Below are 22,920 nucleotides of genomic sequence, written 5' to 3' on the forward strand. Positions count from 1 at the left end.
AATAGTTGACAGGTCAACTCGTACAATACGGACGCCACCGCCAACGCAGGAGCTACGCTCGGATTAAAGAAGTACTGGAACTCCCTAATCTCATTGAGATTCAAACCGCCTCCTATCAATGGTTCCTTGATGAAGGCATTCGGGAAATGTTTCAGGATATTTCCCCGGTGGAAGATTTCACCGGAAATCTTATTCTGGAATTTGTCGACTACAGTTTGGGAGAGCCCAAATATTCGGTCGATGAAGCAAAATCCCGCGATGTGACTTATGCTGCACCGCTGCGCGTCAAAGTTCGGCTGATTAATAAAGAGACGGGTGAAGTTAAGGAACAGGAAGTATTCATGGGGGATTTTCCTCTGATGACAGAGGCAGGAACGTTTATTATCAATGGTGCGGAACGGGTCATCGTTTCACAACTGGTGCGTTCCCCAAGCGTTTACTTCAATGAAAAATTTGATAAAAACGGCAAAAAAGGTTTTGGAGCGACTGTTATTCCAAACCGAGGTGCCTGGCTTGAATATGAGACCGACGCGAAAGACGTGGCCTATGTAAGAATAGACCGCACGAGAAAAGTACCTGTGACGGTCCTTTTGCGTTCCCTGGGGTTCGGCACGGATCAGGAGATTATTGATCTGCTGGGCGATGATGAATACCTCAGAAACACTCTGGAAAAAGATAACACGGACAGCACGGATAAGGCGCTTGTCGAGATTTACGAACGGCTTCGTCCCGGCGAGCCGCCGACCGTGGAAAATGCGAAAAGTCTGCTTGAGGCCCGCTTTTTCGACCCGAAACGTTATGATCTGGCCAACGTCGGCCGTTATAAAATGAACAAAAAGCTGAACATCAAGAATAGAATCTTTAACCAGCGGCTGGCTGAAAAACTGGTGGATCCGGAAACGGGAGAGATTGTCGCCAATGAGGGGACACTGCTCGACCGGCGGACTCTTGACCGGCTTCTGCCGACCATTGAAAAAAAGCTGGGCTTTGTGGAATATACGCCTCACGAAGGCGTCATTGCCGGCCAGACAGTCAGGGTACAGACAATCAGCGTCTATTCGCCGCTTGATGAAGACAGAGGCAAAGTGGTTAAGGTGATGGGCAACTGCGGTATCGACAAGTCTATCAAACATATCACTCCTGCGGATATTCTGTCGTCGATCAACTATTTCTTTAATCTGCTTCACGGCATCGGCGATACGGATGATATTGATCATCTCGGAAATCGCCGGCTCAGATCGGTAGGCGAGCTGCTGCAGAATCAGTTCCGTATCGGCCTGTCGCGGATGGAACGCGTGATCCGTGAACGGATGTCGATTCAGGACACCAACAGCATCACACCTCAGGCTTTGATCAATATCCGGCCTGTTATTGCTTCAATCAAGGAATTTTTCGGAAGCTCGCAGCTTTCACAATTTATGGATCAGACCAATCCCCTGGCGGAGCTGACACACAAGCGGCGCCTTTCCGCACTTGGACCCGGCGGCTTGACGAGAGAACGCGCCGGCATGGAAGTGCGTGACGTGCACTACTCGCATTACGGCCGTATGTGCCCGATTGAGACCCCTGAAGGCCCGAACATCGGCCTGATCAACTCGCTGTCCAGCTATGCGCGTGTTAATAAATACGGCTTCATTGAAACCCCTTATCGCCGGGTTGATCCCGAAACGGGCAAAGTAACGGAGCACATTGATTATCTGACGGCGGACGAAGAGGATAATTACGTCGTTGCTCAGGCGAACGCCGAACTGAATGATGACGGTTCATTTAAAAATGATCATATACTGGCGCGTTTCCGCAGTGAAAATCTCGTCGTCCACAGGGACCGTGTCGATTATATGGATGTTTCTCCGAAGCAGGTCGTTTCGGTGGCCTCCGCATGTATCCCGTTCCTTGCCAATGACGACTCCAACCGTGCGCTGATGGGTGCGAACATGCAGCGTCAGGCAGTTCCGCTTCTGCAGCCTGAGGCGCCGATCGTCGGAACGGGTATGGAGTATGTGTCGGCCCGCGATTCGGGTGCTGCGATCCGTTCAAAGTATCACGGCCGCGTTGAGTATGTTTCTGCACATCAGATTAAGGTCCGTACGCTTGAGACAGTCGACGGCCGGGAGACGGAAGGCGATGTGGTCGCTTATAAACTGTCGAAATTCGAGCGTTCCAATCAGGGCATGTGCTACAATCAGAAACCGATTGTCAAAAGGGGAATGATTGTCGAGAAGGGAGAAATTATCGCCGACGGCCCTTCGATGGACCACGGCGAACTCGCACTCGGACGCAATGTACTGGTCGGCTTCATGACGTGGAACGGCTATAACTATGAAGATGCCGTGATCATGAGTGAAAAACTTGTCAAAGACGACGTTTATACGTCGATCCATATCGAGGAATACGAATCGGACGCACGCGATACGAAGCTCGGTCCGGAAGATATCACCCGCGATATTCCGAATGTCGGCGAAGACGCTTTGAAAAATCTTGACGATCGGGGCATTATCCGTATCGGTGCCGAAGTCCGCGACGGTGATATTCTTGTCGGCAAGGTTACACCGAAAGGCGTCACGGAGCTGACGGCAGAGGAACGCCTTCTTCACGCAATTTTCGGCGAAAAGGCGCGCGAAGTGCGTGATACTTCGCTGAAAGTGCCGCACGGAGGCGGCGGAATTGTTCACGACGTTAAAATATTCACCCGCGAAGCGGGCGACGAGCTTCCGCCGGGCGTCAATGAACTCGTGCGTGTCTATATTGTTCAAAAAAGGAAAATCCATGAAGGCGACAAAATGGCCGGACGCCATGGCAATAAAGGTGTCATTTCCAAAATTCTGCCTGAAGAGGATATGCCGTTTCTGCCGAACGGCCGACCGCTTGATATCATGCTGAATCCGCTCGGCGTGCCTTCCCGAATGAATATCGGCCAGGTGCTTGAACTTCATCTCGGCATGGCCGCACGCGAACTGGGCATTCATGTGGCGACGCCGGTCTTTGACGGAGCCAGAGAAGAAGATGTCTGGGATACATTGGAAGAAGCCGGTCTTTCAAAAGACGGAAAAACCGTCCTTTACGACGGCCGGACGGGTGAACCCTTTGACAATCGTGTATCTGTGGGTGTGATGTACATGATCAAGCTGGCTCACATGGTGGATGACAAACTGCATGCCCGTTCCACCGGACCGTACTCGCTCGTCACCCAGCAGCCGCTGGGAGGCAAGGCGCAATTCGGCGGCCAGCGATTTGGCGAAATGGAAGTGTGGGCCCTTGAAGCCTATGGTGCCGCGCACACACTGCAGGAAATTCTGACGGTCAAGTCTGACGATGTCGTCGGACGTGTGAAAACCTATGAATCCATTGTCAAGGGTGAAAATGTTCCGGAACCGGGTGTACCGGAATCGTTTAAAGTTTTGATTAAAGAACTGCAAAGTCTCGGCATGGACGTCAAAGTTCTGGCGGCCGACCATTCGGAAATTGTCATCAAGGAACTTGAAGACGAGGAAGAAACACTGGATGACAACCTGAACGTGCAGGTCTGAAATTCGGAATCAGCCTCTTCCGGCAAAACAACAGCTTGGTCAAACAACTCGGTGGCAGGATTGCCAAAACACTGAAAATAAAGGGAGGTTGCCCCTTTGCTGGATGTTAATAAATTTGAATTCATGAAAATTGGTTTAGCATCGCCGGACAAAATCCGGTCATGGTCACACGGCGAAGTCAAAAAACCGGAAACGATAAACTACAGGACTCTTAAACCGGAAAAAGACGGGCTGTTCTGTGAACGTATTTTCGGACCGACCAAAGATTGGGAATGCCACTGCGGAAAATATAAACGAGTCAGATACAAAGGCGTTGTTTGCGACCGCTGCGGCGTCGAAGTAACAAGGGCAAAAGTCCGCCGGGAAAGAATGGGCCATATCGAGCTGGCGGCCCCGGTGTCTCATATTTGGTATTTTAAAGGAATTCCGAGCCGGATGGGACTTTTGCTCGACATGTCTCCGAGAGCTTTGGAAGAAGTGATTTACTTTGCATCTTATGTTGTGACCGAACCGGGCGATACGCCGCTGGAGAAGAAGCAGCTTCTTTCCGAAAAAGAATACCGCAGCTACAGAGAAAAATACGGCAATGCTTTTAAGGCGGGAATGGGTGCCGAATCCATCAAAAAACTGCTGCAGGACGTCGATTTGGACAAAGAATCGAATTCGCTGCAGGAAGAACTGAAAAACGTTCAGGGGCAGCGCAGGACAAGGGCCGTGAAACGTCTCGAAGTCATTGAGGCATTCCGCGAATCGGGGAACGAGCCGTCCTGGATGGTGCTCGACGTTCTTCCGGTCATCCCTCCCGAACTGCGTCCGATGGTTCAGCTGGACGGCGGCCGCTTTGCTACTTCCGACCTGAACGATCTTTACCGCCGCGTCATCAACCGGAACAACCGTCTGAAAAGGCTGCTTGATCTCGGGGCGCCGAGCATTATTGTCCAGAATGAAAAACGCATGCTTCAGGAAGCGGTCGATTCTCTGATCGATAACGGCCGCCGCGGCCGCCCTGTCACGGGCCCCGGCAATCGTCCGCTCAAGTCTCTTTCCCATATGCTGAAGGGAAAACAGGGCCGTTTCCGTCAGAACCTGCTGGGCAAGCGCGTGGATTATTCGGGCCGTTCCGTTATAGCCGTAGGGCCGAGCCTGCAGATGTATCAATGCGGGCTCCCGAAGGAAATGGCTCTTGAGCTGTTCAAACCTTTCGTCATGAAAGAATTGGTCGGCCGCGGGATTGCCAACAACATTAAAAGTGCAAAACGGAAAGTTGAAAAAGTTCATCCGGATGTTTGGGGTGTTCTGGAAGATGTGATCAAGGAGCATCCGGTTCTTCTGAACCGGGCGCCGACGCTGCACCGGCTGGGCATTCAGGCTTTTGAACCGAAAATCGTCGAAGGGCGCGCCATCCGGCTGCATCCGCTTGTGTGTACAGCGTACAACGCCGACTTCGACGGCGACCAGATGGCCGTTCACGTTCCGCTTTCGACTGAGGCTCAGGCTGAGGCGCGCCTGCTGATGCTGGGCGCCCAGAACATCCTGAATCCGAAAGACGGCAAACCGATTGTTACGCCGTCCCAGGATATGGTGCTCGGCAACTATTATCTGACACTCGAAAGAAAGGGCGCCGTCGGCGAAGGGAAAGTATTTAAAGATGCGAACGAAGTTATGCTGGCTTATCATAACGGTTTTGTTCATTTGCATTCGCGGATTGCCATTCCGGCTTTGTCCGTTCATAATCAAACCTTTACCGAAGAGCAGAATAAACAGTATCTGTTGACGACCGTGGGCAAGCTGATTTTCAATCGCATCCTGCCTCCGTCATTTCCGTATATTAACGAGCCGACGGATCATAATCTTCAGGTTGCCACACCGGATAAATATTTTGTGCCGATGGGTACGGATATAGCGAAAGAGATTGCCGGACGCGAAGAAATTTCTCCGTTCAAGAAGGGCTATCTCGGACACATCATTGCCGAAGTTTTTAAACGCTACAAAGTCACAGAGACTTCCAAGTTTCTCGACCGGCTGAAGGCCCTGGGCTTCCAGTACTCGACAAAGGCAGGCATTACCGTCGGCGTTTCCGACGTAATCGTGCTTCCTGAGAAAAAGGAAATCCTCGATAAGGCGGAAGAGGACGTTCAGAAGGTGACGAAGCAGTTCCGCCGGGGCCTGATTACGGAGGACGAACGTTATGAACGGGTTGTCGGCATCTGGAGCGATGCCAAGGATACCATTCAGTCCAAACTGATGGATTCTCTTGCAAAAACCAATCCGATTTTCATGATGAGCGACTCCGGGGCCCGCGGTAATGCGTCGAACTTTACACAGCTTGCGGGGATGCGCGGGCTGATGGCGGATCCGTCCGGCCGAATTATTGAACTGCCAATTATTTCGAGTTTCCGTGAAGGACTGACGGTTCTGGAATACTTTATCTCAACACACGGCGCCCGGAAGGGATTGGCCGACACGGCTCTGAAAACTGCGAACTCAGGTTATCTCACCCGTCGCCTGGTCGATGTTGCTCAGGACGTTATTGTCAGAGAAGAGGATTGCGGGACAGATCGCGGCCTGACGGTTCGTGCTATCCGCGAGGGCAGTGAAGAAATTGAGAGTCTGTACGATCGCCTGGTCGGCCGTACGGCCAATCAGTCGGTTTACCATCCGGAAACCGGCGAATTGCTTGTTAAGAAGGACGAGCTGATCAACGAAGATAAAGCGACGCGAATTGTTGATGCCGGCATTGAGGAAGTTGAAATCCGAACCGTCTTTACCTGCGAGACGAGGCACGGTGTCTGCAAGAAGTGCTACGGCCGCAATCTGGCCACCGGTTCTGAAGTGGAAGTCGGCGAAGCCGTCGGCATTATTGCCGCACAGTCCATCGGCGAACCGGGCACACAGCTGACGATGCGTACATTCCATACAGGCGGCGTGGCCGGCGACGACATCACTCAAGGGCTCCCGCGTATCCAGGAATTGTTTGAAGCACGGAATCCGAAAGGGCAGGCTGTCATATCAGAAATCAACGGCATCGTGACTGCGATCAGTGAATTGAAGGATAAGCGGGAGGTAACCGTTAAAGGCGACCTTGAAACAAGGCGTTATACGGTTTCTCTGGGCGCGCGCATGAAAGTAATGGAGGGTTCTGAGATTAAAGCCGGAGAACCGCTGACAGAAGGTTCGATCGATCCGAAAGAGCTGCTTCATGTCGTCGGATTGCAAGGCGTGCAGAACTATCTGCTGCGTGAAGTACAGAAAGTATACCGGATGCAGGGCGTGGAAATCGGCGACAAGCACGTTGAAGTGATGGTGCGCCAGATGATGCGGAAAATTCGCGTCGTCGAGGGCGGAGATACTTCGGTTCTTCCGGGAGCACTTGTTGACATCCATCGATTTAAAGAAGACAATCGTGACGTACTGCTTCACCGCAAGATTCCGGCCACCGGCCATCCGGTGCTGCTCGGCATTACGAAAGCCGCACTCGAAACGGATTCGTTCCTGTCTGCAGCTTCGTTCCAGGAAACGACGCGTGTGCTGACCGATGCGGCGATCAAAGGCAAGGTGGACGAATTGGTTGGTCTGAAAGAGAACGTCATTATCGGCAAATTGATTCCTGCCGGGACAGGAATGCCGAAGTACCGGAATATCGTTGTCGAGACTGAGGACAAAGAGGGATCAAATACCGAAAGCGGCACGCGGGACGAAGAACTGATCAATCAGGAAGGTTAAGGCTAAACAAAGTGTTGACAATCGTGAACGCCTGGTGCTATTATAGCTGAGTGTTCGTGAACACTGGTTGCTTGGGAGGATGCTGCGATGTCTTATGATAAAGTGGCACAAGCAGAAAACGGAATCATTATTGGTACGAAGCAGGCGTTAAAGGCAATGAAGGAAAACCGGGTCAAAGAGGTTGTCATTGCTAAAGATGCCGATCTTCGGATAACCAATAAAGTGCTGACACTTGCGGAAGAATTAGATGTTCCGGTTTCTACGGTGGACTCTATGAAGAAGCTTGGCCAGGCCTGCGGCATTGAGGTCGGGGCATCGGCCGTTGCAATAAAAAGATAATGTTTTTGCAAAGGGAGATCTTTTGCAAAAACACTTTTTTGCGCGAAAAAGGAACCGCCTGGATCAGTGGGTTTAGAAATTTGAAAGGAGGAACAGGTAAATGCCTACAATCAATCAATTAATTCGTCAGGGACGAAAGTCCAAAATTAAAAAGTCAACATCGCCTGCGCTGAACAGGGGATACAACAGTTTCAAAAAATCGCTGACAAATGATTTTGCTCCGCAGAAAAGAGGCGTGTGCACACGTGTCGGCACACTGACCCCTAAGAAACCTAACTCTGCCCTGCGTAAATACGCGCGTGTCCGTCTGTCGAACAACATCGAAGTGAATGCGTACATCCCCGGAATCGGGCACAATCTTCAGGAACACAGTGTTGTTCTGATTCGCGGCGGACGTGTCAAGGATCTTCCTGGTGTGCGTTATCATATCATCCGCGGCGCGCTAGATACGGCCAGCGTTGTTGATCGGAAACAGGGCCGTTCAAAGTACGGCGCCAAGAAACCTAAAGAATAATCCATTAAACCGAAACGGGAAGGAGGAATTTTCATGCCTAGAAAAGGCCCAGTTGAAAGACGGGATGTTCTGCCTGATCCGCTGTATAATTCAAAGCTGGTCACCCGTCTGATCAATCGTATCATGAAGGACGGAAAGAGGGGAAAGGCCCAGACCATCCTTTATCAATCTTTTGATTTAATCAAGGAACGTACAAACCAGGAACCTATGGAAGTGTTTGAACAGGCGCTCAAGAACGTCATGCCTGTTCTCGAAGTCAAGGCACGCCGTGTCGGAGGTTCCAACTATCAGGTCCCGGTTGAAGTCCGTCCGGAACGCCGGACGACTTTAGGCCTGCGCTATCTTGTAAATTATGCGAGATTGCGCGGTGAGAAAACGATGATTGAGAAATTAGCCAATGAAATCATCGATGCTTCCAATAACACCGGCGCATCGGTAAAGAAGCGCGAAGATATGCATAAAATGGCGGAAGCCAACAAGGCTTTTGCTCATTATCGCTGGTAATATCGGCAAAAAACAGGAAGGAGCGAAAACCATGGCGAGGGATTTCTCCTTGGAGAAAACGCGCAATATCGGAATTATGGCACACATTGATGCCGGCAAAACAACAACGACCGAACGCATCCTTTTTTACTCCGGCCGTATCCATAAAATCGGTGAAACCCATGAGGGGGCTTCACAGATGGACTGGATGGAGCAGGAAAAGGAACGCGGCATTACGATCACATCGGCCGCGACAACCGCTCAATGGAAAAATCATCGGATCAACATCATCGACACCCCGGGGCATGTGGATTTCACCGTTGAAGTCGAACGCTCGCTCCGTGTGCTTGACGGAGCCGTAACGGTGCTCGATGCACAGTCCGGTGTCGAACCGCAGACAGAAACGGTCTGGCGTCAGGCAACGACTTATGGTGTCCCGAGAATCGTGTTTGTCAACAAGATGGACAAAATCGGTGCCGATTTCCTGTATTCATGTAAAACGTTGCATGAACGTCTGCAGGCAAATGCTCACCCGATCCAGCTTCCGATGGGATCGGAAGACAATTACAAAGGCGAGATCGATCTGGTCGGCATGCAGGCATTCATTTATGAGGACGATCTCGGATCGATTGTCGATGCCGAAGAGATTCCGGATGAGTACAAGGAGCAGGCGGAAGAGTACCATGACAAATTAATTGAAGCGGTTGCCGATGTTGATGACGACATCATGGAAAAGTACCTGAACGGCGATGAAATAACCGTGGAGGAACTGAAGGCGGCGATCCGCAAAGCAACCTGTGCCGTCAAGTTCTATCCTGTACTGTGCGGAACGGCGTTCAAAAATAAGGGCGTGCAGCACGTGCTGGACGCAGTGATCGATTATCTGCCGTCTCCGCTTGACGTGCCGCCGATCAAGGGCACGCTGCCGGATTCCGGAGAAGAGGTCGAACGTGCGGCGGATGACAGCGCTCCGTTTGCGGCACTGGCATTCAAAGTCATGACCGACCCCTTTGTCGGCAAACTGACTTTCTTCCGTGTATACTCAGGGACGGCTGAAGCCGGATCTTATGTTCAGAACTCGACGAAGGATACGCGTGAACGTCTTGGCCGTATTTTGCTGATGCACGCCAATCACCGCAGTGAAATCAAGAAAGTTTACTCCGGCGACATTGCGGCGGCAGTCGGTTTGAAAAATACGACGACCGGAGATACGCTTTGCGATGAGGATCATCTGATTGTTCTTGAATCGATGGAATTCCCCGATCCGGTTATTCACGTTGCCATTGAACCGAAATCGAAAGCCGATCAGGATAAGATGGGCATCGCTTTGGCAAAACTTGCGGAAGAGGATCCTACCTTTAAGACAAGAACGGATGAAGAAACGGGCCAGACGATTATCGGCGGCATGGGAGAACTTCATCTGGATATCATTGTCGATCGTCTGCGCCGCGAGTTCAAAGTGGATGCCAATGTCGGCGCTCCGCAAGTCGCTTATCGTGAGACGCTCACGAAAGCAGGCAGAGCGGAAGGCAAGTTTATCCGCCAGTCAGGCGGCCGCGGCCAGTACGGCCACGTCTGGATCGAATTTGAACCGCTTCAGGAAGGCAGCGGTTTTGTGTTTGAAAACAAGATCGTCGGCGGTGTCGTTCCCCGCGAATACATCCCGGCGGTTGAGACAGGACTGAAAGAAGCGTTGCCGAACGGCCTGCTTGCCGGCTATCCGCTGATCGATATTAAAGCGAGCCTTGTCGACGGCTCCTATCACGATGTCGATTCCAGTGAAATGGCCTTCAAAATCGCAGCGTCCATGTCGCTTAAAGCGGCAAAAAATATGTGTGCTCCGGTGATCCTTGAACCGATTATGAAGGTAGAGGTCAGTATGCCTGAGGAATACTTAGGCGATATTATGGGTGACATAACGAGCCGCCGCGGACGTGTCGACGGCATGGAGGCGCGTGCCGGTGCCCAGGTTGTCAGTGCCCACGTGCCGCTGGCAGAAATGTTCGGCTATGCCACGACTCTTCGTTCGGGTACGCAGGGACGCGGAACGTTCACAATGCAATTCGATCATTACGAACAAGTTCCGAAGAGCGTCAGCGAAGCGATTATTAAAAAGGCTACCGGTGAATAACGAACGGAATTCATTGATCGGCATACATGATTGTCACAACTTTTGTTTTATTGTAAGCTAAGGACGAAGGCGTATTCCATGCCGGATTCCTTACTGCATATAAATTAAAAAATTTGCTTTGAATTAAAGGAGGATATACATTCCATGGCTAAAGCACATTATGAACGCACAAAACCGCATGTTAACATTGGCACAATCGGTCACGTCGACCACGGGAAAACGACTTTGACTGCTGCGATTACAACTGTTCTGGCAAAGCAGGGCAAAGCGGAGGCCCGTGCGTACGATACCATTGACGGCGCTCCGGAAGAGCGCGAACGCGGAATCACGATTTCGACGGCCCACGTTGAATATGAAACGGACAGCCGCCACTATGCACACGTTGACTGCCCAGGTCACGCCGACTATGTCAAGAACATGATCACCGGCGCTGCCCAGATGGACGGTGCGATTCTCGTTGTATCGGCGGTCGACGGCCCGATGCCTCAGACACGCGAACACATTCTTCTTGCTCATCAGGTCGGCGTTCCTGCAATCATCGTTTTCCTGAACAAGACAGACCAGGTTGACGATCCGGAGCTCCTTGAACTGGTTGAAATGGAAGTGCGCGATCTGCTCACTGAATATGACTATCCGGGCGACGAAGTACCGGTTATTAAGGGCTCGGCATTAAAAGCCTTGCAGGGCGATCCTGAAGAGGAAAAACACATCCTTGAATTAATGGATGCAGTCGACAATTACATTCCGACTCCTGTTCGTGAAAATGACAAGCCATTCATGATGCCGGTCGAAGACGTCTTCTCAATCACCGGCCGCGGTACGGTTGCAACCGGACGCGTTGAACGCGGCACGGTGAAAATCGGCGATGAAGTTGAAATCCTGGGTTTGACGGATGCACCTAAGAAGAGCACGGTTACGGGCGTTGAAATGTTCCGCAAGACTCTGGACTATGCCGAAGCCGGCGACAACATCGGCGCTCTGCTGCGCGGCATCGATCGTGACGGCGTTGAACGCGGTCAGGTACTGATCAAACCGGGTACGGTTACCGCGCATAAGAAATTCAAGGCACAGGTTTATGTCCTGAAGAAAGAAGAAGGCGGCCGTCATACTCCGTTCTTCTCCAACTACCGTCCACAGTTCTATTTCAGAACAACCGACGTTACCGGAACGATTACACTGCCGGAAGGTACCGAAATGGTTATGCCGGGCGACAATGTTACAATGGATGTTGAACTGCTTGCCCCGATCGCTATCGAACAGGGCACGAAGTTCTCGATCCGTGAAGGCGGCCGTACCGTCGGCGCCGGATCTGTTTCAGAAATCGTTGAATGACAGAGCACTAAAGGGGCGTCTCAAGGTCGAGGGATCGACTGATGAGAGGCCTTTTTTTGTTGCATAAAGATTCACCGATTCATGGCTCTTCCCGGAACGGTCTCTTTTTAGTGCACGGAAACGTCCGATACTGAAACAGTCATAGATAAAAAAAGAGATGTGCGCCTTGCCTTGTGCCTTTCAATCATGTATAATAGTGGGGTTGGTTTGCAGCAATGATGCGGAAGGTTGCGGATACACCCGGCTCCTTTGCCAAGGCGGGTTAGACGGATATTTCCGTGGAGCAAGTCTGTTTTTAAAAAATGGACGAAAAAAGGAGGGAATGTAACATGGCAAAGCAAAAGATTCGCATTCGTCTGAAAGCATATGATCATCGTATTCTGGATCAGTCTGCCGAAAAAATCGTGGAAACGGCAAGACGCTCGGGGGCCAAGGTATCGGGGCCGATTCCGCTTCCTACCGAAAAGTCGGTCTATACGATTTTGCGTGCGGTACACAAATACAAGGATTCACGTGAACAATTCGAAATGCGCACACACAAACGTTTAGTTGATATTGTTGAGCCGACACCGCAAACGGTTGATTCGCTGATGAGGCTGGATCTTCCTTCGGGTGTAGACATTGAGATCAAGCTATAAATAAAATTCACGATTATTAGGAGGTGTTACGGATGACCAAAGGAATCTTAGGCAAAAAAATCGGCATGACGCAGATTTTCGCTGAAAACGGCGATGTGATCCCTGTAACGGTTGTCGACGTGTCCGGCAATGTCGTTCTTCAGAAGAAGACCGTTGAAACGGACGGATACGAAGCCGTGCAGCTTGGCTTTGACAACTTGAAAGCATCGCTGATAACGAAGCCGGCTAAAGGCCACGCGGACAAAGCAAAGGCGGAACCTAAGCGCTTCATGAAGGAAATCCGTGGTGTAAATCTTGGCGAGTATGAACCCGGCCAGGAAATCACAGCTGACACATTTAAGGCAGGAGATGTCATCGATGTTACCGGGACATCCAAAGGGAAGGGATTTCAGGGCCCGATTAAGCGCAACAATCAGTCGCGCGGTCCGATGAGCCACGGCTCCCGTTATCATCGCCGTCCCGGTTCAATGGGCGTTATCGATCCTGCCCGTACTTTTAAAGGCAAGATCCTGGCCGGCCGCATGGGCGGAGAAACGGTCACGGTCCAGAACCTTGTGGTTGCCAAAGTGGATACGGAACGCAAACTGATTCTTATCCAGGGCAATGTACCGGGTGCAAAGAAAAGCTATATCACCATAAAAACTGCTGTAAAAGCAGAAGAAGCTAAATAAGAAAGGAGGACGCTTCCATGCCAAAATTAACCGTATTTAATCAAAAAGGTGCCGAAGTGGGAGACGTGGAATTGGCCGATGCCGTTTTCGGCATTGAACCTAATGAACATGTTTTGTATCAGGCAATTGTTATGCAGCAGGCTTCACAGCGTCAAGGGACACATGCTGTGAAAAATCGTTCGGCTGTACGCGGCGGCGGCCGCAAACCATGGCGGCAGAAGGGAACCGGCCGTGCCCGCCAGGGTTCGATACGTTCTCCTCAGTGGGTCGGCGGCGGTACCGTGTTCGGCCCGACGCCGCGCAGCTACGGCTATAAGCTTCCAAAGAAAGTGCGCCGCCTGGCGATCCGTTCGGCATTGTCCGGCAAAGTCGGCGACAATGATGTAATCGTGCTGGACAGTCTCTCTTTGGAAGCACCGAAAACAAAAGAATTTGTTTCCGTATTAAAGAATCTTTCAGTATCAGAGAAGGCATTGTTTGTTACAGGTGATTATGATGAAACGGTAGCCCTGTCTTCACGCAATATTCCGGATGTAAAGGTTCTGACGGTTCCTGAGGTCAATGTCCTGGACGTTGTCGGCTACAACAAACTGATTGTCACAAAGGAAGCTGCCGAAAAGCTTGGGGAGGTGCTTGGATAATGAAGGATCCGCGCGATATCATTAAGCGCCCCGTACTGACTGAGCGGACAACCGATCTGATGGCTGACAAGAAATATACGTTTGACGTTGATCTTCGGGCTAATAAGTCTGAAATCAGACGGGCCGTCGAGGCCATTTTCGATGTGAAAGTCGTTAAAGTCAATACGATGAACGTAAAAGGCAAGCCGAAACGGTACGGCCGCTATTCAGGCTATACCGCCAGAAGAAAGAAAGCGATCGTCACTTTGACGCCTGAAAGCAAGGAACTTAATTTCTTCGACGGCGAATGAGCATCATTAAAGAAGGAGGTCAATAACCGTGCCACTTAAAAAGTACAAACCGACGTCCAACGGCCGCAGAAACATGAGCTCGCTGGATTTCGCTGAAATTACAACAAACAAGCCGGAAAAGTCGTTGCTTAAAGCGTTGCCCAAGCAAGCCGGCCGCAACAATCAGGGCAAACTGACGGTGCGCCATCAGGGCGGCGGTCATAAGCGCCAGTACCGCATCATTGATTTCAAACGCGATAAGGACGGCATCCCGGGCCGGATCGCGACGGTCGAATATGACCCTAACCGTACGGCAAATATTGCACTCGTGCACTATGCAGACGGAGAAAAGCGATACATTATCGCTCCGAAAGGCATTCAGGTCGGAACGGAAATCATGTCCGGCGCCGGTGCCGACATCAAGGCCGGCAATGCACTTCCGCTGAAAAATATTCCGGTCGGGACGACGGTTCACAACATTGAGCTGAAACCGGGCAAAGGCGGCCAGCTTGTACGCTCGGCAGGCACCTCGGCCCAGATTCTGGGCAAAGAAGGCAAGTACGTTCTTGTCCGTCTGGTATCCGGAGAAGTGCGGATGATTTTGGAAACGTGCCGGGCTACGATCGGTCAGGTCGGAAATCTGGAGCACGAGCTTGTATCCATAGGCAAGGCGGGCCGCACGCGCTGGCAAGGTATCCGTCCGACGGTCCGCGGTTCCGTCATGAACCCGAACGATCACCCGCACGGCGGTGGCGAAGGCAAGGCGCCTGTCGGACGTAAGTCGCCGATGTCGCCATGGGGCAAGCCGACAATGGGTTACAAAACACGCAAGAAGAAGAACGCTTCTGAACAGTTTATTATCAGACATCGCAAAAAATAATTGTGGATAGATACATTATTTTGGAAGGAGGCCTACCATTGAGCCGCAGCCTGAAAAAAGGACCATTTGTCGATGATCATCTGATGACAAAAGTTGTTGCTTTAAATGAAAAAGACGAAAAACGAGTCATTAAGACCTGGTCGCGCCGTTCAACCATTTTCCCTGAATTTATCGGCCATACCATTGCTGTCTATGACGGCCGCAAGCATGTACCGGTTTACATTACGGAAGACATGGTGGGGCACAAACTTGGCGAATTCGCCCCGACAAGAACGTATCGCGGACATGCGTCTTCCGATAAGAAAACAAGCGCCCGCTAACGAAAGGAGGAACTGTGATGCAAGTCAAAGCTATTGCCAGACAAATTCGGATTGCTCCTCGTAAGGCGCGTCTTGTTATCGATCTTATCAGGGGCAAAGATGTCGGTTACGCGATCGCCGTACTTAAAAACACGCAAAGAGCCGCATCGCCGATTATTGAAAAAGTGTTGAAATCCGCGATTGCCAATGCGGAACATAACTATGATATGGACAGAGAAGACCTGTATGTCGAAAAAGCGTTTGTGGACGAAGGGGCAACGCTCAAGCGTTTTCGCCCGCGCGCTCAGGGACGGGCGAGCAAGATCAACAAACGCACAAGCCATATAACGATCATCGTATCTGAAAAAAAGGAGGGATAATGCGTGGGTCAGAAAATCAATCCAATAGGATTCAGAATCGGAATCATTCGCGATTGGGAATCCAAATGGTATGCCGATAAAAACTATGCGGAATATCTTCATGAAGACATCAGAATCCGAAAATATGTCGAGAACAGACTGAAAGATGCGGCGGTTTCATCCATTGAACTGGAACGGGCGGCCAATCGGATCAACATCACGATAAAAACGGCAAAACCCGGTATGGTCATCGGAAAGGGCGGATCCGAAGTAGAGGAATTGAGAAAAGCCCTCAATAACCTGACGGGGAAACGCGTTCATGTCAATATTTTCGAGATCAAACAGGCCGATCTTGATGCCAAACTGGTGGCGGAAAACATCGCACGCCAGCTGGAAAGCCGGATTTCCTGGAGACGCGCTCAAAAGCAGACGCTGCAGAGAGCGATGAGAGCCGGCGCAAAGGGTATCAAGACGCAGGTGGCCGGCCGTCTGGGCGGGGCCGATATGGCACGGACGGAAGACTACAGTGAAGGCACCGTTCCGCTGCATACTTTGCGGGCTGACATTGATTACGGAACTGCGGAAGCAGATACGACTTACGGCAAGATCGGCGTTAAAGTATGGATTTACCGCGGAGAGGTCCTCCCGACGAAGGGAACGAACAATAAGGAAGGAGGCAGATAATTATGTTAATGCCAAAACGTGTAAAATATCGCAGACAGCATCGCGGCAGAATGCGCGGCAAGACAAAGGCCGGCGCGACAGTGACTTTTGGCGAATACGGGCTTCAGGCTCTTGAATCCGCCTGGATTACCAGCCGTCAGATCGAAGCGGCACGTATTGCCATGACACGTTTTATGAAACGAGGCGGGAAAGTCTGGATCAAGATTTTTCCTCAGAAATCATATACAAAGAAACCGCTTGATGTCCGCATGGGTTCCGGGAAAGGCGCTCCTGAAGGCTGGGTGGCTGTTGTAAAACCGGGCCGTGTGCTGTTTGAAGTCGCCGGCATTCCCGAAGAAGTGGCGCATGAGGCACTGAGACTTGCGGGCCATAAACTGCCGATAAAAACGAAGATCGTGAAACGCGAAGAAGTGGGTGGTGACGCAAATGAAGGCTGAAGAAATTCGCAAGTTGACCACTGCTGAGGTTGAAGAGAACGTTAAGTCTCTGAAAGAAGAATTATTTAATCTGCGTTTTCAGCTCGCTACCGGACAATTAGAGAACCCCGCCCGCATCCGTGAGGTCCGGAAATCCATTGCCCGTGCGAAAACGATTTTGCGTGAACGTGAACTGAATGTTCAAAACGGCTGAGAAGGAGGTTATCTGAATGGCAGAAGAAACACGCAAAAATGGCCGCAAAGTCCTGGTCGGACGCGTCGTCTCGGATAAAATGGACAAAACCATTACCGTTCTTGTTGAGACATCCAAGAATCACCGGCTCTACGGCAAGCATGTAAAATATTCGAAAAAATTCAAGACACATGATGAAAAAAATCAGGCAAAAGTCGGCGATATCGTTGAAATCATAGAGACTCGCCCGCTTTCGAAGGATAAACGTTTTCGTCTTGTGAAAATCGTAGAAGAATCCGTCATCATCTGATCTTTCGGCTTCATACCGGAGATCGAAGGGAGGTCGCATTTTAATGATTCAACAGGAAAGCCGTTTGAAAGTCGCCGATAATTCAGGCGCCCGCGAAGTCCTGACCATTAAGGTTCTGGGAGGATCCGGCCGCAAGACAGCGAATATCGGCGACGTGATTGTTGCTTCGGTCAAACAAGCCACACCAGGTGGCGTTGTTAAGAAGGGCGAAGTGGTTAGAGCGGTCGTTGTCCGCACAAAGCAGGGTGTCAGGCGTTCGGACGGTTCCTACATTCGTTTTGACGAGAATGCAGTCGTTCTAATCCGCGATGACAAGAGCCCGCGCGGAACACGAATTTTCGGGCCCGTTGCCCGTGAACTGCGTGACAACCAGTTTATGAAAATTGTATCGCTGGCACCGGAAGTACTGTAAATATGAATGGTCAGGGAAAAGGAGGTGGCACTTAACATGGCGAAACTGCATGTGAAGAAAGGCGATAAGGTTCAGGTGATTTCCGGCAAAGACAAGGGCAAGCAGGGTGTGATTCTCGCGGCTTATCCGGCAAAGGAACGCGTGGTTGTCGAAGGCGTCAACATCGTGAAGAAACACTCAAAACCGAATCAGGCGAGCCCTCAGGGCGGGATTCTGGAACGCGAGGCACCGATTCACGTATCAAATGTTATGCTGCTTGATCCAACAACAAATAAGCCGACACGGGTAGGCCACAAAATAGTAGACGGAAAGAAAGTACGTGTTTCTAAAAAAACAGGCGAAGTTATAGATAAAATAGATAAATAAGACGTCTCTGAAAGGAGGTAAAAGCATGGGCTGTTTCAAAGAAAAATACGAAAAAGAAGTTGTCCCTGCTTTAACTGATAAATTTAACTATACATCAGTCATGCAGGTCCCAGAAATCAAGAAGGTCGTTATTAACATGGGCGTGGGCGAAGCTGTTCACAATTCCAAGGTTCTGGACAGCGCGGTCGAAGATCTGACTGCATTGTCGGGGCAGAAGCCTGTCATCACTCGTGCAAAGAAGTCCATCGCCGCTTTTAAGCTGCGCGAAGGTGTGCCGATCGGTGCAAAAGTAACACTCCGAAAAGATCGTATGTATGATTTCCTGGATAAACTGATCGCCGTAGCCCTGCCTCGGGTTCGCGATTTCCGCGGCATTTCAAAGAAGGCATTCGACGGCCGCGGGAATTATACACTGGGCATTCGTGAACAGTTGATTTTCCCGGAAATTGATTACGATAAAATCGACAAAGTGCGCGGCATGGATATTGTCATTGTCACATCGGCAAAAAGCGACGAAGAGGCATCGGCTTTGCTGACATTGCTTGGCATGCCGTTTGCAAAATAATAATCGAAAAGGAGGTATGAACCTTGGCAAAAAAATCAATGCTTGTATCCGCACATCGACCGAAAAAATTCAAAGTGCAGGAATACACACGCTGCGAACGCTGCGGACGTCCTCATTCGGTTCTCAGGAAATTTAAATTATGCAGAATTTGCTTCCGTGAGCTCGCGTATAAGGGACAGATTCCCGGCGTCAAGAAATCCAGCTGGTAAAATAATAGGTAATAGGGAAGGAGGTCGATTTGCATGGTCATGACAGATCCTATTGCAGATATGCTGACCCGTATTCGTAACGCAAACGTTGTTCGGCACGAACAAATTGAGCTGCCCGGTTCCAGAGTCAAGAGAGAAATCGCCGAAATTCTGAAACGTGAAGGGTTTATAAAAGATGTTGAATATGTGGAAGACAACAAGCAGGGCGTGCTCCGTTTGTTCCTGAAATACGGCGGCAATAAAGAGCGCGTGATTTCAGGGCTGAAGAGAATCAGCAAACCGGGACTGCGCGTTTATGCCAAAGCGGATGAAGTTCCGAAGGTCCTGGGCGGTCTGGGCATTGCTATTGTCTCGACATCAAAGGGAATCATTACGGATAAGGAAGCCCGTCAGCAGCGGGTTGGCGGAGAAGTACTTGCCTACGTTTGGTAATCTGGAAACAAGAATGGAGGTGTTCCCATGTCTCGTATTGGTTTACGGCCGACAGTCATTCCTGATGGCGTGACGGTCACGATTGACGGTCAGAAAGTGACGGTCAAAGGACCTAAGGGTGAATTATCGCACAGCTTTCACCCGGACATGATCATTAAGCATGAAAATAATGAAATCAGAGTCGCCAGACCTGATGATTCTAATCAGCATCGCGCTCTGCACGGAACAACCAGCAGCCTGATCAGCAATATGGTTGAAGGGGTAACCAAGGGATATACAAAGAACCTTGAGCTTGTCGGTGTCGGTTATCGAGCAAACAAACAGGGTAAAAATCTGATCCTGAATGTCGGTTATTCCCATCCTGTGGAAATTGTTCCGGAACAGGGTATCGAAATCAATGTGGAAGGCAACAACAAAGTAATCGTAAGCGGCATTGACAAACAACGTGTCGGCGAAGTTGCAGCAAACATCCGCTCGGTTCGCTCACCTGAACCTTATAAGGGCAAGGGTATCCGCTATGAAGGCGAACATGTTCGCCGTAAAGAGGGCAAAACAGGTAAGTAAGTTCAGCCGTTTTGCGGAGGCTGCATGATTTCGCTTGCCGCGCCGCCGGTTTTGCGGTTCACAAATGATAAGAAGAAAGGAGCGATAGTGCATGATTACCAAAAAGGATAAAAATGCTATTCGCAAAAAGAGGCATCTGCATGTTCGCCGCCGTGTCGTGGGGACGGCAGAACGCCCACGTTTAAATGTTTTTCGATCATCCAAGAATATATATGCTCAGTTAATCGATGACAGCAAGGGCGTGACGCTTGCTTCTTCTTCAACGGTCGACAAAGCATTTGATCTCGAAAAAGGCAGCGATGTTGAAGCTGCGAAAAAAATCGGTGAACTGATCGGTCAGCGTGCTCTGGAGAAGGGCATTGAAACCGTCGTTTTTGATCGGAGCGGCTATCTCTATCATGGGCGCGTCAAAGCTCTTGCTGACGGCGCACGAGAAGCCGGACTTAAATTCTAATTACAAGGAGGGGAATCCATGGCTAACAATGAACGCAACAAATCAGAATTTGAAGAACGCGTCGTGACGATCAACCGTGTCGCAAAAGTAGTAAAAGGCGGACGTCGCTTCCGTTTCGCCGCATTGGTTGTTGTCGGCGATAAGAAGGGCAATGTCGGTTTCGGACAGGGAAAGGCCCATGAAGTGCCGGAAGCGATCCGTAAAGCGATTGAAGACGCGAAGAAGAATGTATTTAACGTACCGATTGTCAATACAACGATTCCGCATCAGGTCGTCGGACATTCCGGGGCCGGAAGCGTACTCTTGAAGCCTGCTTCAGAAGGTACCGGAATCATTGCGGGCGGGCCTGTCCGTGCCGTACTTGAGCTTTCGGGACTGGGAGACATTCTTTCGAAATCGCTCGGGTCGAACAACCCGATCAATATGGTCCGTGCAACCGTCGAAGGCCTGAAAAGCCTGAAACGTGCCGAACATGTTGCCAAACTTCGCGGAAAATCTGTTGAAGAACTGTTGGGATAAGGGGGGAGCAAAATGGCGAAAAAATTGGAAATCACCCTCAAGCACAGTGTAATCGGCCGTCCTGAATCACAACGGGTGACGGTAAGAACGCTTGGTCTTAGAAAAACCTATCAGACAGTCATTCAGGAAGACAATCCCGCTATTCGCGGTATGATCCGGAAAGTCTCCCATCTGCTGACGGTTCATGAACTGGACGATTAATGGAAAAATATTGAGAACAAGGAGGTGCCAAGATGAAACTCCATGAATTAAAACCGGCCGAAGGTTCCCGTTTCAGCAGAAAAAGAGTCGGCCGCGGATATGGTTCCGGACTTGGCAAAACGTCCGGCCGAGGACAAAAGGGACAGAAGGCCCGTTCAGGCGGTAATGTCCGTCCTGGTTTTGAAGGCGGACAACTGCCTTTGCTGCAGACGTTGCCGAAAAGGGGATTCAAGAATCCGACCCGCAAGGTTTATTCAATTGTCAATCTTGATAAATTGAATCGTTTTGAAAACGGAACGGAAATCACACCGGAACTCTTGCTTGAAACGCGCGTCGTCAGAAAACTGAATGACGGCATCAAGATTCTGGGTACGGGCAAACTTGAAACGAAACTGACCGTCAAAGCGCAAAAATTTTCTGCTTCTGCCAAAGAGGCAATTGAAGCTGCTGGCGGAAACGTTGAGGTGATTTGATGTTTCAAGTACTTTCAAGTATGTGGCGAGAGGCTGAAATACGTCGAAAGATCATATTTACGCTGCTGATGCTTATTGTGTTTCGAATCGGGACATTCATTCCCGTTCCCGGCATCAACAGCAGTCTGATTAACATTAGCGATTCCAGCGCCTTTGGTTTGTTCAACACCTTTGGCGGCGGGGCGTTGCAGAATTTCTCGATCATTTCGATGGGTGTCATGCCCTATATCACTGCATCCATTATCGTTCAGCTTTTGCAGATGGATGTTGTCCCTAAATTGACTGAGTGGTCGAAACAGGGAGAAATGGGAAGAAGAAAACTGAATCAGCTGACTCGGTATGGAACGATAGTACTTGGATTTATCGAAGCGTTAGGTCTTTCCTATGGATTTGATCAGAATTTTCCCGGGCTGGTCGTCAATCCGGACATCTGGACCTACCTCATTATTGCATCGGTGCTGACCGCCGGCACGGCGTTCCTTATGTGGCTCGGCGATCAAATTACGGCTTATGGCGTCGGAAACGGAATTTCGATCATTATTTTTGCAGGAATTGTGGCACGGATCCCGACGGCAATCAATCAGATTTATGCCCAGCGTTTCGCTTCCGCGACCAATACATTTATGGAAATTCTTAGTTTGCTTGCCATGATTGCGGTCGTGCTGGTGATTGTCGTTGGAACGATTTTTGTACAGCAAGGGGTACGGAAAATTCCGATTCAGTATGCGAAAAGAACGATCGGAACGAAAACGTACAGCGTCGAGCCGACGCATCTGCCGATCAAGGTGAATGCAGCCGGAGTCATTCCGGTCATCTTTGCCATCTCGCTGATGATTACACCGCCGACTATTGCCCGTTTCTTCCATAGTAATGCTGTCACAACTTGGGTAGAACGCATCTTTGATTACTCAACGGTCTATGGAATGGTTATCTATGCGGCTCTGATTATCGCTTTCACCTATTTTTATACGTTTGTGCAGGTCAATCCGGAGAAAATGGCGAAAAATCTTGGGGAACAGGGCGGGTACATTCCGGGAATCCGCCCAGGCAAGAATACGGAGAAGTATATCACCAAGATTTTGTACCGTCTGACCTTTCTGGGCGCGATTTTTTTGGCGGCGATCTCATTGCTTCCGATTGTTTTCGGTCAGCTCGGCAACTTGCCGACGAGTGCTCAAATCGGCGGTACCAGTCTTCTGATCGTTGTCGGTGTTGCTTTGGATACGATGAAACGTATTGAAGGTCAATTGGTGAGAAAAAATTATCAGGGTTTTATAAAAAGATAATTTGATTACGGCAAGAGAATCTGGAGGGGG

29 protein-coding genes are annotated in these 22,920 nt (G+C 50.3%); all 29 read left to right on the forward strand.

Going from position 1 to position 22,920, the window contains the following annotated elements:
- Positions 1 to 5 precede the first annotated feature (5 nt).
- The 29 genes from rpoB to secY all read left to right on the forward strand — a co-directional run bounded on the left by rpoB (position 6) and on the right by secY (position 22,890).
- Positions 6 to 3,527, forward strand: a complete 3,522-nt coding sequence (rpoB, locus tag Q6A92_RS11915; protein ID WP_274401843.1) for a DNA-directed RNA polymerase subunit beta — start codon at positions 6 to 8, stop codon at positions 3,525 to 3,527.
- A 96-nt stretch (positions 3,528 to 3,623) separates the two neighbouring features.
- A complete protein-coding gene (rpoC, locus tag Q6A92_RS11920) occupies positions 3,624 to 7,250 on the forward strand; it encodes a DNA-directed RNA polymerase subunit beta' (RefSeq protein ID WP_274401845.1) in 3,627 nt (1,208 codons plus the stop codon).
- An 87-nt stretch (positions 7,251 to 7,337) separates the two neighbouring features.
- Positions 7,338 to 7,589 carry a 50S ribosomal protein L7ae-like protein gene (locus tag Q6A92_RS11925; RefSeq protein ID WP_274401846.1) on the forward strand — a complete coding sequence of 84 codons (252 nt, stop codon included), beginning with the start codon at positions 7,338 to 7,340 and terminating at the stop codon, positions 7,587 to 7,589.
- A 100-nt stretch (positions 7,590 to 7,689) separates the two neighbouring features.
- Positions 7,690 to 8,103, forward strand: coding sequence for a 30S ribosomal protein S12 (gene rpsL, locus Q6A92_RS11930; RefSeq protein ID WP_274401847.1), 414 nt, complete (start codon positions 7,690 to 7,692; stop codon positions 8,101 to 8,103).
- A 33-nt stretch (positions 8,104 to 8,136) separates the two neighbouring features.
- The gene (gene rpsG / locus Q6A92_RS11935) at positions 8,137 to 8,607 is read left to right on the forward strand and encodes a 30S ribosomal protein S7 (RefSeq protein WP_274401848.1); all 471 of its coding nucleotides are present in this window, start codon (positions 8,137 to 8,139) and stop codon (positions 8,605 to 8,607) included.
- 31 nt (positions 8,608 to 8,638) lie between these two features.
- On the forward strand, positions 8,639 to 10,717 hold the full coding sequence (fusA, locus tag Q6A92_RS11940) for an elongation factor G (protein ID WP_332238272.1): 2,079 nt from the start codon (positions 8,639 to 8,641) through the stop codon (positions 10,715 to 10,717).
- A gap of 144 nt (positions 10,718 to 10,861) precedes the next feature.
- Positions 10,862 to 12,049 carry an elongation factor Tu gene (gene tuf / locus Q6A92_RS11945; RefSeq protein WP_274401850.1) on the forward strand — a complete coding sequence of 396 codons (1,188 nt, stop codon included), beginning with the start codon at positions 10,862 to 10,864 and terminating at the stop codon, positions 12,047 to 12,049.
- Positions 12,050 to 12,378: 329 nt separating this feature from the next.
- On the forward strand, positions 12,379 to 12,687 hold the full coding sequence (gene rpsJ / locus Q6A92_RS11950) for a 30S ribosomal protein S10 (RefSeq protein ID WP_274401851.1): 309 nt from the start codon (positions 12,379 to 12,381) through the stop codon (positions 12,685 to 12,687).
- Between the two features lie 32 nt (positions 12,688 to 12,719).
- Positions 12,720 to 13,358, forward strand: a complete 639-nt coding sequence (gene rplC, locus Q6A92_RS11955; protein ID WP_274401852.1) for a 50S ribosomal protein L3 — start codon at positions 12,720 to 12,722, stop codon at positions 13,356 to 13,358.
- Between the two features lie 17 nt (positions 13,359 to 13,375).
- Positions 13,376 to 13,999: a 50S ribosomal protein L4 gene (gene rplD, locus Q6A92_RS11960; RefSeq protein ID WP_274401853.1), complete on the forward strand. Its 624-nt coding sequence runs from the start codon at positions 13,376 to 13,378 to the stop codon at positions 13,997 to 13,999.
- Positions 13,999 to 14,289 carry a 50S ribosomal protein L23 gene (gene rplW / locus Q6A92_RS11965; protein ID WP_274401854.1) on the forward strand — a complete coding sequence of 97 codons (291 nt, stop codon included), beginning with the start codon at positions 13,999 to 14,001 and terminating at the stop codon, positions 14,287 to 14,289. Before rplD ends, rplW begins: the two co-directional genes overlap by 1 nt.
- Before the next feature lie 28 nt (positions 14,290 to 14,317).
- Positions 14,318 to 15,148, forward strand: coding sequence for a 50S ribosomal protein L2 (gene rplB / locus Q6A92_RS11970; protein WP_274401855.1), 831 nt, complete (start codon positions 14,318 to 14,320; stop codon positions 15,146 to 15,148).
- Positions 15,149 to 15,186: 38 nt separating this feature from the next.
- Complete coding sequence (rpsS, locus tag Q6A92_RS11975) at positions 15,187 to 15,468, forward strand: 30S ribosomal protein S19 (protein ID WP_274401856.1); 282 nt, start codon at positions 15,187 to 15,189, stop codon at positions 15,466 to 15,468.
- Positions 15,469 to 15,485: 17 nt separating this feature from the next.
- A complete protein-coding gene (gene rplV / locus Q6A92_RS11980; protein WP_274401857.1) occupies positions 15,486 to 15,827 on the forward strand; it encodes a 50S ribosomal protein L22 in 342 nt (113 codons plus the stop codon).
- Between the two features lie 3 nt (positions 15,828 to 15,830).
- The gene (gene rpsC / locus Q6A92_RS11985) at positions 15,831 to 16,490 is read left to right on the forward strand and encodes a 30S ribosomal protein S3 (RefSeq protein WP_274401858.1); all 660 of its coding nucleotides are present in this window, start codon (positions 15,831 to 15,833) and stop codon (positions 16,488 to 16,490) included.
- Positions 16,491 to 16,492: 2 nt separating this feature from the next.
- Complete coding sequence (gene rplP / locus Q6A92_RS11990; RefSeq protein WP_274401859.1) at positions 16,493 to 16,927, forward strand: 50S ribosomal protein L16; 435 nt, start codon at positions 16,493 to 16,495, stop codon at positions 16,925 to 16,927.
- Positions 16,917 to 17,120, forward strand: a complete 204-nt coding sequence (gene rpmC / locus Q6A92_RS11995; RefSeq protein WP_274401860.1) for a 50S ribosomal protein L29 — start codon at positions 16,917 to 16,919, stop codon at positions 17,118 to 17,120. Before rplP ends, rpmC begins: the two co-directional genes overlap by 11 nt.
- A 16-nt stretch (positions 17,121 to 17,136) precedes the next feature.
- Positions 17,137 to 17,409, forward strand: a complete 273-nt coding sequence (gene rpsQ, locus Q6A92_RS12000) for a 30S ribosomal protein S17 (RefSeq protein ID WP_274401861.1) — start codon at positions 17,137 to 17,139, stop codon at positions 17,407 to 17,409.
- Between the two features lie 43 nt (positions 17,410 to 17,452).
- A complete protein-coding gene (gene rplN, locus Q6A92_RS12005; RefSeq protein ID WP_274401862.1) occupies positions 17,453 to 17,821 on the forward strand; it encodes a 50S ribosomal protein L14 in 369 nt (122 codons plus the stop codon).
- A 45-nt stretch (positions 17,822 to 17,866) separates the two neighbouring features.
- Positions 17,867 to 18,187, forward strand: a complete 321-nt coding sequence (rplX, locus tag Q6A92_RS12010) for a 50S ribosomal protein L24 (protein WP_274401893.1) — start codon at positions 17,867 to 17,869, stop codon at positions 18,185 to 18,187.
- Between the two features lie 25 nt (positions 18,188 to 18,212).
- Positions 18,213 to 18,752 (forward strand): 50S ribosomal protein L5, encoded by a 540-nt coding sequence (gene rplE / locus Q6A92_RS12015; RefSeq protein WP_332238273.1) that lies wholly within the window; start codon positions 18,213 to 18,215, stop codon positions 18,750 to 18,752.
- Between the two features lie 23 nt (positions 18,753 to 18,775).
- A complete protein-coding gene (locus tag Q6A92_RS12020; protein ID WP_130032512.1) occupies positions 18,776 to 18,961 on the forward strand; it encodes a type Z 30S ribosomal protein S14 in 186 nt (61 codons plus the stop codon).
- Positions 18,962 to 18,994: 33 nt separating this feature from the next.
- Positions 18,995 to 19,393: a 30S ribosomal protein S8 gene (rpsH, locus tag Q6A92_RS12025; protein WP_274401864.1), complete on the forward strand. Its 399-nt coding sequence runs from the start codon at positions 18,995 to 18,997 to the stop codon at positions 19,391 to 19,393.
- Positions 19,394 to 19,420: 27 nt separating this feature from the next.
- Entirely contained in the window at positions 19,421 to 19,957 is a 537-nt protein-coding gene (rplF, locus tag Q6A92_RS12030) for a 50S ribosomal protein L6 (protein ID WP_274401865.1), read from the forward strand.
- Positions 19,958 to 20,048: 91 nt separating this feature from the next.
- The gene (gene rplR, locus Q6A92_RS12035; protein WP_274401866.1) at positions 20,049 to 20,411 is read left to right on the forward strand and encodes a 50S ribosomal protein L18; all 363 of its coding nucleotides are present in this window, start codon (positions 20,049 to 20,051) and stop codon (positions 20,409 to 20,411) included.
- Between the two features lie 18 nt (positions 20,412 to 20,429).
- Complete coding sequence (gene rpsE / locus Q6A92_RS12040; protein ID WP_274401867.1) at positions 20,430 to 20,930, forward strand: 30S ribosomal protein S5; 501 nt, start codon at positions 20,430 to 20,432, stop codon at positions 20,928 to 20,930.
- Between the two features lie 12 nt (positions 20,931 to 20,942).
- Entirely contained in the window at positions 20,943 to 21,131 is a 189-nt protein-coding gene (gene rpmD, locus Q6A92_RS12045; protein ID WP_274401868.1) for a 50S ribosomal protein L30, read from the forward strand.
- A gap of 32 nt (positions 21,132 to 21,163) precedes the next feature.
- Positions 21,164 to 21,604, forward strand: coding sequence for a 50S ribosomal protein L15 (rplO, locus tag Q6A92_RS12050; protein WP_274401869.1), 441 nt, complete (start codon positions 21,164 to 21,166; stop codon positions 21,602 to 21,604).
- Positions 21,604 to 22,890: a preprotein translocase subunit SecY gene (gene secY / locus Q6A92_RS12055; RefSeq protein WP_274401870.1), complete on the forward strand. Its 1,287-nt coding sequence runs from the start codon at positions 21,604 to 21,606 to the stop codon at positions 22,888 to 22,890. The genes rplO and secY overlap by 1 nt, the downstream gene beginning before the upstream one ends.
- Positions 22,891 to 22,920: the final 30 nt, after the last annotated feature.

It is taken from the genome of Sporolactobacillus sp. KGMB 08714 (genome assembly GCF_036598985.1).
Lineage (GTDB): Bacteria > Bacillota > Bacilli > Bacillales > Sporolactobacillaceae > Sporolactobacillus.